The sequence below is a fragment of the Lysinibacillus sp. FN11 genome (assembly GCF_024628845.1).
Classification (GTDB): domain Bacteria; phylum Bacillota; class Bacilli; order Bacillales_A; family Planococcaceae; genus Lysinibacillus; species Lysinibacillus capsici.
Window position 1 is genome coordinate 2,342,420 of the sequence record NZ_CP102383.1, and the last position, 13,231, is coordinate 2,355,650.

The window sequence follows — 13,231 nt, forward strand, 5'->3', positions numbered from 1 at the left end:
TTCCCATCTCCATTCGTGATTATTGGTTATTCCAAATTACTAGCTTCATTTCCGTCATTTCTTCTAACGCATATTTAATGCCTTCTCGGCCTGTGCCGCTTTCCTTTACACCACCATATGGCATGTGATCTACTCGATAAGTAGGTACATCATTAATGATGACCCCACCAACGTGCAATGCTTTTGTAGCCTGAAAAGCTGTCTGAATAGAAGGAGTGAAGATGCCTGCCTGTAGGCCATAGTGAGAATCATTGATAGCCGCTATCCCTTCATCAATGGTGGATACCGTATTGACGATAACAACAGGTGCAAAAATTTCTTCACAGGATACACGACTCTGTGGTTGAACATTATATAAAACAGTGGGCAATAAAATATGATTGTCAATGTGACCACCTGTAATTACTTGTGCCCCTTCAGCTACTGCCTCTTCAATCCATTGATAAGCACGCTGTTGTTCAGCTTGTGAAATCATCATAGCAAGATCTGTTTGATTATCCATTGGATCACCAATTGTAAGCTGCTCTATTTTTTCCTTCAGCCGTATTAAAAATTCCTCCACCATACTTTCCATGACATAGATACGTTGTAAAGAAATGCAGACTTGACCTTGGTTGGAAAAGGCCCCCATCACAATGCGATCCATAATACGCTCAAGCTGTACCCCTTCGTCTATAATTACTCCTGCATTGGAACCTAGTTCTAAGGTTACTTTCTTCAAGCCTGCACGATTGCGTAGAGAAATCCCTACAGCTGGACTTCCTGTAAACGTTATCATCTTAACATTGGGATGTGCTAAAAATGCATCGCCTACTAATTTACCTTGTCCAGTTACAAGATTAAAGGCACCTGCTGGTAAATTTGTTTGCGTCAATAATTTTGCCAAAAAATGGGCTGATAGTGCTGTTTGTGTGGCAGGCTTCAATACAATGGTATTGCCTGCAGCTAATGCTGGCCCAACTTTGTGTGCTACTAGATTTTGCGGAAAGTTAAATGGTGTAATCGCTGCCACAACACCGATTGGCTCTCTTAATGTATAAGCAAAGCGCCCCTCTCCATTTTTTGATGCATCCATTGGAACCATTTCACCAGTAAGTCGCTTTGCTTCTTCTGCCGCAAATTTATAGGTTTCAACTGTGCGATCAATTTCAGCGTAAGCATACTTTAACGGTTTGGCTGATTCCATTGCAATGATACTTGCTGCTTCATCTCTATTTTCTGCAAAAAGGGTGGATAACTGCTCTAATATCTCTGCTCGTTGAAAAGCAGTTAATGCAGCCATTTGAGGAGCTGCAGCATGCGCACTTTCAATGGCCTCCTGTACATCTTTTTCAGTGGCCATCGCAAAGTGTGCCAATACCTCTTGCGAATAGGGAGCTTGGATCTCCATCCATTCAGCAGTCATCTTCCATTCTCCATTGATCCATAAGCCCTTTTTCAATCGTAATTCACTCCTTTCTTTTTATGGTTACGTATTCATTTCAGAAAATAAAGAAATGAATACGTAACCATTTTGGTGTAAAAAATAAACTGATGGTCTATCAGTTTATTTTACACGTTGTATTTCTTGGGAAAATCTTAACAGACTCTGTTTGTCTAATGCAAGTATTTTTTTCTCCATTACCTCAAATAATTTTTCGATAGCAATAAAACCTAAGTTCTCTTCTGATGTTAAACCTACTGTTGTTAAGGCAATAGAGTGATGTTTACTAAGTTCTACATTATCAATACCAATGATATTAAAATCTCTCGGGACCTGAAAACCTCTCTCTAAACAAAGATTCAATATTTCAATGGCAATGGCATCGGTAGCAGCACAAATAGCTGTTGGTCTTTTTTCGAGTTGTAAAAGTTCTGTAAACGCTCGTTCAATATCTATTTTATTGGTGTTCGTTAAAAAAGTAGGCACTAATTTTGCATCTAGCCCATAATCCTGTAAAGCTTGTTCAAATCCCAGATAGCGTCCATGGAAGGTGCTCATTTGATGTGGCCCCCCTATCCAACATAAAGAGTCATGCCCTAATGATAGGACATGATTGGTCGCAAGGTAACCTGCTTGAACATTATCAATTTCCACAAAATGTCTATTCTCTTTATGCTTACGGTTAAACATAATAAATGGAATAGCTAGTTTCTCTAGTTTATAAAATAAATCATCCTGATACAGCATAGAAGACAAAATAATTGCGTCTGCTTTCGTTTCTAAAACTGCATTGTAGATTGAATTTAGATTATCCTCTGTGCCAAAATAGACATTCACTTTATAGCCACGTGCATTAACATAATTCACGATAGCTGTAGTTGTATCAACAAAAAAAGGGTTGTGTAAGGGCCCCGAAATCAATGTAATAATGCCTGTTTTTTTCTGAACAAGCGATCTTGCTATATCATTTGGCACATAGTTAAGCTCCTCTATCGCCTGCATTACTTTTTTAATTGTTTTTGGCTTTACAAGCTCTGGTGTATTCAATACTCTAGATACAGTTGTTTGTGAGACACCAGCATGCTTCGCCACATCTTTTGAAGAAACCAAAAAAACCACCCATTTCATCATTGTGAAGCTATATTATACCATTTATAGAATAATGATTATAGTGATGATTCCTTCTCTCCCTTAACCCTTTCGCTCAAATGGCTTTGCAGCTTCACTCGCTTTAAAGTTATAGACAGGTTTAATCACTTTGACAATATCTACAGTTTCCACAATCGCAGAAGTAATTTCGGTCATCGGCTTATAGGCCATTGGCGCCTCATCCAAGGTTTCTTCATTGACTGATGTTGTCCAAATCCCCTGCATCGTATCTTTAAAATCGGCCATATTCAAAGCTTTTTTCGCTGCGCGTCGTGAAAACATACGTCCCGCTCCATGAGGGGCTGAATAATTCCATTCTGCATTGCCTTTCCCTATACAAATCAGAGATCCATCCCGCATATTCATTGGAATAACTAGCTTTTCACCTTTATTTGCACGAACAGCCCCTTTGCGAAGCGTCATCGTTTCTGTATCGATATAGTTATGAATCGTATCAAACGTATCCGTAAAATGCCAATCCATCTGTTTAGCAATGGTTTCTGCAATGGTCCAACGATTCATCCGTGCAAATTGCTGTGCAATCTTCATATCATGGATATAATCATGGAAAGCTTCCCCCTCTAAATATGACAAGTCTTTTGGAACGAACGGTGTTTGTTCTTTATAGGCTTGTATCATGGATTGGATCTCTTGATGTCGTCCTTGCTGTTTCAATGCTTCTATTTTCTCTGTCAAATCTTCTCGACGTAAATTATCATAAGCTCTTTTTTGATGCCAATTAGCAACCTTTGCCCCTACATATCGTGACCCCGTATGGATGAGCAAATAGTGCTGATCATCTTCATCTTTGGCAAGTTCAATAAAATGGTTGCCTCCCCCAAGTGTACCTAATGACAAGTTCGTATAGTCGTCTTTCAAGCCGCTTGCTCGAAATTGTTTCCCTTCAAACTCGACAAAATGTCGGCTTGGCGATACTTCTTTATGAATATCCTGCCCACTTGGTACATATGTGCGAATGATGGCATCGAGTTGAGCAAAATCAACGGTCGTTACGTCTAATTGTGCTACAAATACACCACACCCCACATCAATGCCGACAAGATTTGGTACAACACGGTCTTGCAATTGGATGGTCGTGCCAATTACACATCCCTTACCCGCATGATAATCTGGCATAATACGTACTTTAGTGCCTGCCATGAAAGCCTGATCTGTTAATTCTTGAATCTGATCAACAGCTGTTTGTAATGCTGTTTGCGCAAAAATTTTAGCATTCGTAAAGCGTCCATTTATTTCAATCAATTGTATCCCTCCTTACTACTTATACGTAAAACTGGAATGATTTGTTTCATGTCATAAAGAAAACGTTCTAAAAGCATGCTACTTTTAGAACGTTTGGTGAAAACCTAATCTTCATATTGGACAACTAATTTTTTGGGTATTTCGGGTATATCATTTGATTTTACATCTTCTTCCCTTAAGGCAAGCATTTGCAGGGGATATTTTTCTTGCACCACAAAAGGTATTGCAATACTTTCCATTTTATTATTCATTTGACTTCGTGCCAGTAAGCCATTGTTTGATAAATCAATGGCTAAAATAGCCTGAACAGTTTCCTCAAGCATGGCAATATCCTTCGATTTCAACGGCATTTGCTCATTCATTAAAAATGGTTGAAGATGCTCTTTTATATAACCCTGTGCTTCGATTAAGCAAGAAAATTCATTTAATTTTTCAGCATAGCGCTTTAACTGACGCTTATCATTTGCACGCTGTTGATTTAGTTTCTGTACTTTTTGTTCAATACGGCTCATGCGTTCTTTCACTAAATCAATCAAAAAAGGCTGTGTATCTCGAATCGCCTGTAGCATTGAAACCTCTGCTTGTTGTACCTTGGCATATTGGGCGACACAAACCTCTTGCTGCTCATTTAGTTTTTGAACACGCTCTTTGAAAAATTCATTTTGCGTATGTTGGCCAAAGAAAGCTTTCATAAGACCTTTACCATGAATTTTTTTATGTTGTGCATCTAAACGCTCATATTCGCGTAAATACTCACTGTGCATGTTGCGGTATTCACGCAACATTTGTTGATAGTGCACAGCAATTTCGGTAAATTCTTCCACCTTGGAATCTTGTAAATAATCATGTTGCGCTATCGTTTGTAATAGTTGATACAGTGTTTGAACCTGTTTAAACGTGTTCGCTACCTGTTCATATTCTTGCTCATATTCTTTGACAATTGCTAAGTCACGTTGATAGCGAGAATATTCATATTGGGTATCGCCTGCGTATTTTTCAATATTCTCTACAGCAGATTGAAATGGATCTCGTTGTGGAATTACAGTCAATTCGAAGCGGAATCGTTCAAGCCATTGTAAGAAGCGAATTAGGATGGCATATGTTTTTTTATCACTATTTTCAGCCACACGATGAATGTGAGCAATTAATTGATCATACTGACTTTTTTGCCAAAGCTCATGATTGTCTGTTTGTTTGGCTACTAGTGCATTAATGGCTGAAATCCCTATAAAATCACTCATCAAATGACCAATACGTTGTTGTTCAGATTCCATAAATGCTGTGGGATATTCCTCATCATCGATGCCATTGATGACACATAAAGGTTCAACACCTTTATTTTTTAACGTTTCAATCAATAGAAGTTCAGCATCCATTGCCATTGAACCAGCGCGTAACACCCAGAAAATTTCATCAACACGGTTCATAAGCGCCTCTGAAAAATAAGCCATTTCTCCCCCGCCTGCTTCTAATGACACAGAATCAATGATTGTCACGGATTTTAACAAATCATTTTTCAAATAGACTTCTAGGTAATCTAAATGTTCACGTAAAATCTGGGAAGCAAACGTATCGCCAGTTGTTAGTAGTTCTAATTTACTGAGATCAAATACAGCGACAACACCATCTAAAAAATAAGCTTTAATCTCTTCTTGCTCGCCGTATCGTATAAACGTATTTACACTTGTTGGATGCTGATCATCTACCGATAATATTTCGCGTCCTAGAAGTCCATTCACAAGTGTTGTTTTGCCCACCCGCTCTTTTCCAACTATTAAAATCATCGTCTGGTTATTGGCATCTTGAATGATTCGATTTAAATGTTTTGCTGTATCTTTCACATATGTATTTTGGACGATGATGCCATACAAGTGTCGTAGTTGGTCAACAAATTGCGGCAAAATATTATTCGCTGAGGTTGTATTTTCGATTGGCGTATTGTCAATGTTCGTCATCCTCAAAACCTCTTTTCGTATGTATCTATAAGACCATTATAAATGAAACTATGGCTTTTCTAATACATGGATTGATGAAAAGAGGACAATATACTTATACGTTTATACCACAAATAGGAATTCATCCTTACACCCATTTCCTGTCTGCCTCATATATGATTGCTACACAGACTAAAGGGTATAGTCCAGACTATGAGTTTAGAAGTATAAGGCTTGGAGATTTCTATCCAAGGTTGCTGAGTAGCTGACATTTGACCTATTCCTCCAAACCTACCATACGAGCATAAACAGCTCCAAGTGTTGGCATTCCACCTTGGGCACCTAGTTTCTCTACAGATAAGGAAGCAGCGATATTAGCAAAATATACAGCCTCATCCAACGATTGCCCTTCTACTAAAGCATAGGCTAAAGCACCATTAAAGGTATCACCTGCGCCCGTTGTATCCACGACTGTTGTCATATAACCTGGAACATGAATTGGATAGGAGCCATCGAAATAACGTGCACCATCACTTCCTAGCGTCACGATTAATTTATTAGGATATTTTTCTAAAACTTGTTCCACTGGCTCGTTAAAAATTTCAGCACATTCTGTCTCGTTGGGTGTTAAATAGGTAATATCCTCCATCCACTGCACATCAAAATTGGCTGCTGGAGCAGGGTTCAACAGTATTGGAACACCCGCTTCTTTACATAAATGAATGGCATGGGCTGTCGTCTCTTTAGGGATTTCAAGCTGTATAATTACCAAGTGACTTTTTTGTATCACCTCTTTTGAAGCTTCAAGATGGGATATGCTTAAGTCATAATTAGCTCCCGGTACGACAACAATACGATTATCGTTCTTGTAAATAAGTATATTAGCAATGCCTGTAGGAGCAGTGGTGCTTTTTACAATGGCGTTTGTCTGAATCTGCTCTTGCTGTAAAACGGCATGTAATGTCTCACCAAAATGATCATTCCCTAAACAGCCAACCATCGCCACCTCACTGCCAAGACGAGCTGCGGCAACTGCTTGATTAGCCCCTTTTCCTCCTGGAACTGTTTGAAACGAGTTACCTAGAATGGTTTCCCCCTGCTTTGGAAAAGCATTCATTTGTACAACTAAATCCATATTTAAACTTCCTATAACTGTAATCATTGAATTCCTACCTTTCATCTTTTGATCAAACAAAAAACAACTGAAATGAGCAGTATCATTTCAGTAGCTTAACAGTATAAATTTCGTATAAACTCACAAATCTACTAGATACCTATCAAGTTCAAACACGACCTTATAAACAGTAATATTTCGAAAGCTAATCGATCTTGTTTCGTGAACTACTCGGATTATCTTCCTATACTTCATACTGAGCAATGCTTGAGATAACCCACAAACGTTTCCAAAAGCTGGCTGGACTAGCTCTTGTAACATTCGAAATCTTTTTTACTATGATAATATTGTCGATGCTTTCTTTATTATAAAGAATTTCTTATGGGAAATGAACTACACACAAAAAAACTGAAGACAACATCCAATTTGTCTTCAGTCATATCAATTAATAGGCTACTCGCTTCGCCTCATATGCGGCGATGTGTTCCTCATATTTAAAGGTTAAGGCGATTTCATCCCAACCATTCAGTAACGTTTCTTTATAGTACGGGTCAATTGTAAAATGATAGACTGTACCATCTTCCCCTGTTACGGTTTGCTCTACAAGATTTACTTCCATACTATAGGGCTTTGCTAACCCTTTTGCTAAAATAGCATCACATTCCGATTCTGTTAGCTTAATCGGTAAGATACCGTTTTTGAAGCAGTTATTATGAAAAATATCTGCAAAAGAAGGTGCAATGACAACGTTAAAACCGTAATCTAAAATTGCCCATGGTGCATGTTCACGAGAGGAGCCACAGCCAAAATTATCTTGCGCCACTAGAATTTTAGATTCTTTAAATTCAGGTTTATTTAATACAAAGTCAGCTATTTCATTCCCTTGTGCATCGAAACGCCAATGGTAAAATAAAAACTGTCCAAAACCTGTGCGCTCAATACGTTTTAGAAATTCTTTTGAAATAATTTGATCGGTATCAACATTTTTTCTATCAAGTGGTGTGATGACACTATTTACGATATTAATTGGTTCCATTTTTCAATCATCCCTTTCGAGTAAAGCAAGACTTACACCGTTTCCTTCACAAATTCACGTACATCGACAAAGTGACCTGCAATCGCAGCGGCTGCTGCCATTGGTGGGGACACTAAATGTGTACGAGCTCCAGCGCCCTGACGTCCTTCAAAGTTACGGTTTGAGGTAGAGGCACAGCGTTCTCCAGCTGGTACGACATCATCATTCATCGCAAGACACATCGAGCAACCAGACTCTCGCCATTCAAAGCCTGCATCTATAAATATTTTATCTAAACCTTCTGCCTCTGCTTGTTTTTTCGTTGTATGTGAGCCTGGGACAACGATGGCTGTGACTTTGTCATGCACCTTACGCCCTTTGATAACATCAGCAGCTGCACGCAAATCACTAATGCGTGAGTTTGTGCAGGAGCCAATGAAGACATGCTGGATGTCAATGGATGTTAATGGTTGTCCTTCCTCTAAGCCCATATAGGCAAGTGCTTTTTGAAGTGCCGCCTTGTCAGATTCATCCTCATAATCTGCTTGTGTTGGAACATGCCCAGAAACACCAGTACCCATTGATGGGTTTGTTCCCCACGTAATGATTGGTTCAATTTCTTCAGCTTTTATAATACGAACCGTATCGTACGTTGCATCTTCGTCTGAAGCAAGACTTAACCAGTAAGCGGCTGCTTCTTCCAATTTTTCTCCCTGCGGTGCATATTTGCGTCCACGAATATAATCGACTGTTGTTTGGTCAGGTGAGATAAGCCCAGCTTTTGCGCCTGCCTCAATTGACATATTACAAATGGTCATGCGTTCTTCCATAGATAGTTTGTGGATAGCCTCTCCAGTGAATTCCACAATATGTCCTGTACCAACACCAATACCGAACTTGGCAATGATGGCTAAGATAATATCCTTTGCCGCTACCCCAACTGGTAGCTCCCCTTCGACACGAATCTCCATCGTTTTCGGCTTATTTTGCCATAGCGTTTGCGTCGATAATACATGCTCCACCTCTGATGTCCCAATACCAAATGCAATGGCCCCAAAGGCACCGTGAGTCGATGTATGAGAATCACCACAAACAATCGTTTTACCAGGCTGTGTTAATCCAAGCTCTGGCCCAATAACATGGACAATCCCTTGGTCAGGGTGACCCATGCCTGCTAACTCAACACCAAATTCCTCAGCATTTTTAGCTAATGTTTCGATTTGATTGCGTGCAATGGGATCCTGGATAGTTGGTAAATTTTTTGTTGGTACGTTATGATCCATTGTGGCAAAGCTTAAATCAGGACGACGCACTTTACGTCCGTTCATACGTAACCCTTCAAAAGCTTGCGGAGATGTTACTTCATGAATTAAATGAAGATCAATATATAACAGGTCCGGTTTGCCCTCTTCCTGATAAACAACATGTTTATCCCAAATCTTTTCAATTATATTTTTACCCATTGTCTTCACCTATTTCTTTAAATATATGTTGTCATAATACTTTGTGATACAAAGCTAGTATCAATTTCGTTAATTACCTTATCTGTCCATTCATTAGTCGATAAAATGCGACTGCCGTCGCGAGCAAGATCTGCTGTAAAGTAGCCATCATCAAATACTGCACTTACAGCGCGTTCAATTTCTGCTGCTTCTTCTTTTAAGCCGAATGAATATTGCAGCATCATCGCTACGGATAAAATGGTTGCAGCGGGATTTGCTACACCTTGCCCTGCAATTTCTGGTGCGGAGCCATGTACTGGTTCATATAAGCCAAAATTATCACCACGAATGGATGCGGATGGTAAAACACCTAGAGAACCAGTAATAACAGATGCTTCATCACTTAAAATATCACCAAACATATTTTCAGTAACGACTACATCATAGTGTCCAGGATTTGTAATAAGTTTCATTGCAACAGAGTCTACTAGGTTATGTTCTACGATTACATCTGGATACTCTTTTTCTTTGCTTCTACAACTTCACGCCATAAGCGACTTGTTTCAAGCACATTCGCCTTGTCAACAGAGCATAATTTGCCACCACGTAAACGTGCTAGTTCAAAGGCATTTTCAACGATACGCTCTACCTCTGCTTTAGAGTAAACGGTTGTATCAATTGCGCCATTTTCAGTACGCATACGTGGTTCCCCGAAGTATACGCCGCCTGTTAGTTCACGTACAATCATTAAATCAACGTTCTCAGCCACTTCACGCTTTAATGGTGAAGCATCTAGTAAACTCGGGAACGCCTTTACTGGACGTAGATTGGCAAATAAATCGAAGTGTTTCCGAATTCGCAGTAACCCTTTCTCTGGGCGTAATTCAGGAGGGTTTTGATCCCACTTTGGACCACCTACAGCTCCTAATAAAATCGCATCACTATTTTCACACATCTCGATCGTTTCATCCGGTAATGGATTGTTGTGCTGATCGATTGCAGCACCACCAATTGTTGCATATCCTAAATGAAATGTATGATTAAATCGTTTACCAATCACCTGTAATACACGTACAGCAGAAGCAACAACCTCTGGCCCAATTCCATCACCGGGAAGTACTGTAATTTTTCTCTCCATCGTCAAAACACCTTTCTTTGTATAGCGTATTCGCTAATTTAGTAAAGACGCTCACCTACCTTTTATCGAGGTGAGCGTAGTCATTACGTCTAAGCGTAATTTTGGGTTAATTGATACAATACGCCATGACATCATTGCATCCGACTTGTGAATGGTACTTCATACAATTCACTACCTTAGAAACCTATACAGGATGTGCGCGAAGGCATGCTTGAATTAAATGACGGTTAATAGCATTTAAATAAGCTTTTGCCGATGCTTCTAAAACATCTTGAGAGGAATTACGGCCTGTAGTCGAAACCTCATCATAGCGAATATTTATAACCGCTTCACCCAGTGCATCTCGTCCTTTGCCAACCGATGTCACACGGTAATCAATGACATGCACAGCTCCAGGTACAAGTTGCTCCAGTGTATTAAAAATGGCTTCTACTGAACCAGAGCCAGTAGCTACAACGGTTTTCTCTAGTCCCTCAGGTGTAAGCACAATAGCTGTCGCTGTAGGAATATTTTCAGTACCATATTGCACCTGCACCATTTTCAAATCAAAGAGTGGTACATCTTCTACTTGAACTTGTTGCTCAGTAAGAAGAGTGAGTAAATCTTCCTCTGTAATTTCTTTTTTACGATCAGCCAATTTTTTAAATTCCACAAATGCTTTGTTCAACTTTTCATCAGAAAGATGGAAGCCCATTGTTTCCGCACGATCACGGAAGGCTGCACGACCAGAATGTTTCCCGAGAACTAATGGTATTTCACCTTCGCCGATTAAAGCAGGTGAAATAATTTCATAGGTTTCTGGATTTTTTAAGACACCGTCTTGATGGATGCCCGATTCGTGTGCGAATGCATTTCTTCCTACAATCGCTTTATTTGGCTGAATCACAACATTTGTCAATTTACTGACTAATTGAGACGTACGTTTAATTTCTTGCAACTGAATGCCTGTTTGCACCTGATAAATGTCCTTGCGAATATGAAGTGCTACAGCAATTTCCTCGAGTGCCACATTACCTGCGCGTTCGCCGATACCATTGATCGTTCCTTCGACTTGTGCAGCACCATTTTCTATTGCGGCAATCGTATTAGCTGTTGCCATCCCTAAATCATCATGACAATGGGCAGAGAATTTCACTTTGTCAGCACCTTTGACATTTTCCAGTAGGAACTTAAATAATGCACCATATTCTTGTGGGGATGCATACCCTACAGTGTCTGGAACATTAATCGTTGTTGCACCAGCAGCAACCACTTCGTTCATAATTCGCACTAAAAATTCTCGATCAGAGCGGAATGCATCCTCAGCAGACCATTGTACAAGTGGGAAGAACTTTTTAGCGTATTTAACAGCCTCTACCGCTTGCTCCACCACTTGATCAGGAGATTTTTTTAATTTGTATTCCATATGAATAGGTGATGTGGCTAGAAAAATATGAATATGTGGCTGTTGTGCTACTTTTATCGCTTCCCATGTAGCATCAATATCCTTTTGGATACAGCGAGCTAGCCCCGTCACAATGGAATTTTTTACTGTACCTGCAATGCGATGGACCGCATCAAAGTCACCGGGTGACGAAGCAGGAAATCCTGCTTCTATAATTGTCACACCAAGGCGCTCTAATTGTTTGGCAATTTCAATCTTCTCGGCTGTGTTTAAGTTGATCCCAGCAGATTGTTCACCATCGCGAAGCGTAGTATCGAAAATATCAATTTTTCGCACTTGTCGCCACTTCTCTCACAACTTTTTCTTTACCTTCGTTGATGAATGGCATCATAGCACGTAGTTTCGCGCCCACTTCTTCGATTTGATGGTTCGCACCAGCTTCTTTGAATTTTGTATATTCTGGACGACCATTTTCATTTTCTTGAATCCAACGACGAGCAAATGTACCATCTTGGATATCTGTTAATACATCCTTCATACGAGCTTTTACAGACTCATCAATGATGCGTGGTCCTGCAACATAATCTCCCCACTCTGCTGTATCTGAAACTGAGTAGCGCATTGTTGCCATACCGCCCTCAAACATTAGGTCAACAATTAATTTAAGCTCATGTAGTGTTTCAAAGTAAGCTAATTCTGGTTGATAACCAGCCTCTACTAATGTTTCGAATCCTGCTCTTACTAGCTGTGTTGCCCCACCACAAAGTACCGCTTGTTCACCAAACAAGTCTGTCTCTGTTTCTTCTTTGAATGTTGTTTCAAGAAGTCCACCACGTGCAGCACCGATTCCTTTACCATACGCAAGCGCTAAATCTTTTGCTTGACCTGTAGCATCTTGGTGAATAGCGAATAGTCCTGGTACACCAGCACCTTCTTGGAATTGACGACGAACTAGATGTCCTGGTCCTTTTGGTGCTACTAAAAATACGTCAACATCTGCTGGTGGTGTAATTTGACCGAAATGAATGTTGAAGCCATGTGCAAACATCAATGCTTTACCAGCTTGTAAATGTGGCGCAATTTCCGCTTCATAAACTGCTTTTTGACGCTCATCTGGTAATAGAATTTGGATAACATCTGCTTCTTGTGCTGCTTCAGCCACTGTTTTTACGTCAATACCATCTGCTTTTGCCGCATCGAAAGATCCACCTGGACGAACCCCTACTACCACATCAAAACCTGATTCTTTAAGGTTTAAAGCATGTGCATGACCTTGTGAACCGTAACCGATAATTGCGATTTTCTTTCCTTTTAATACGTCCTCGTTGATATTTTGCTCATAGTACATTGTAGCCATAGTTAATTTCCT

General features: G+C 39.8%; 9 protein-coding genes and 1 pseudogene. All 10 read right to left on the reverse strand.

Annotated elements, in window-relative coordinates; translation table 11 throughout:
- Positions 1 to 19: 19 nt before the first annotated feature.
- The 10 genes and pseudogenes from NP781_RS12660 to ilvC all read right to left on the reverse strand — a co-directional run bounded on the left by NP781_RS12660 (position 20) and on the right by ilvC (position 13,219).
- Positions 20 to 1,441 carry an aldehyde dehydrogenase family protein gene (locus NP781_RS12660; RefSeq protein ID WP_257522442.1) on the reverse strand — a complete coding sequence of 474 codons (1,422 nt, stop codon included), beginning with the start codon at positions 1,439 to 1,441 and terminating at the stop codon, positions 20 to 22.
- A 105-nt stretch (positions 1,442 to 1,546) separates the two neighbouring features.
- Entirely contained in the window at positions 1,547 to 2,533 is a 987-nt protein-coding gene (locus NP781_RS12665) for a LacI family DNA-binding transcriptional regulator (protein ID WP_257522443.1), read from the reverse strand.
- Between the two features lie 81 nt (positions 2,534 to 2,614).
- A complete protein-coding gene (locus NP781_RS12670) occupies positions 2,615 to 3,835 on the reverse strand; it encodes an RtcB family protein (RefSeq protein ID WP_257522444.1) in 1,221 nt (406 codons plus the stop codon).
- Between the two features lie 104 nt (positions 3,836 to 3,939).
- Positions 3,940 to 5,790, reverse strand: a complete 1,851-nt coding sequence (locus NP781_RS12675) for a dynamin family protein (RefSeq protein WP_257522445.1) — start codon at positions 5,788 to 5,790, stop codon at positions 3,940 to 3,942.
- A gap of 256 nt (positions 5,791 to 6,046) precedes the next feature.
- Positions 6,047 to 6,931: a ribokinase gene (gene rbsK / locus NP781_RS12680; RefSeq protein WP_257522446.1), complete on the reverse strand. Its 885-nt coding sequence runs from the start codon at positions 6,929 to 6,931 to the stop codon at positions 6,047 to 6,049.
- Between the two features lie 397 nt (positions 6,932 to 7,328).
- Positions 7,329 to 7,919: a 3-isopropylmalate dehydratase small subunit gene (leuD, locus tag NP781_RS12685; RefSeq protein ID WP_257522447.1), complete on the reverse strand. Its 591-nt coding sequence runs from the start codon at positions 7,917 to 7,919 to the stop codon at positions 7,329 to 7,331.
- 32 nt (positions 7,920 to 7,951) lie between these two features.
- Entirely contained in the window at positions 7,952 to 9,361 is a 1,410-nt protein-coding gene (gene leuC / locus NP781_RS12690; protein ID WP_221680263.1) for a 3-isopropylmalate dehydratase large subunit, read from the reverse strand.
- 17 nt (positions 9,362 to 9,378) lie between these two features.
- A pseudogene (gene leuB, locus NP781_RS12695) lies at positions 9,379 to 10,478 on the reverse strand (3-isopropylmalate dehydrogenase).
- A 184-nt stretch (positions 10,479 to 10,662) separates the two neighbouring features.
- On the reverse strand, positions 10,663 to 12,198 hold the full coding sequence (locus tag NP781_RS12700; RefSeq protein ID WP_221680262.1) for a 2-isopropylmalate synthase: 1,536 nt from the start codon (positions 12,196 to 12,198) through the stop codon (positions 10,663 to 10,665).
- Entirely contained in the window at positions 12,185 to 13,219 is a 1,035-nt protein-coding gene (ilvC, locus tag NP781_RS12705; RefSeq protein ID WP_016991908.1) for a ketol-acid reductoisomerase, read from the reverse strand. Before ilvC ends, NP781_RS12700 begins: the two co-directional genes overlap by 14 nt.
- Between the last annotated feature and the right edge of the window lie 12 nt (positions 13,220 to 13,231).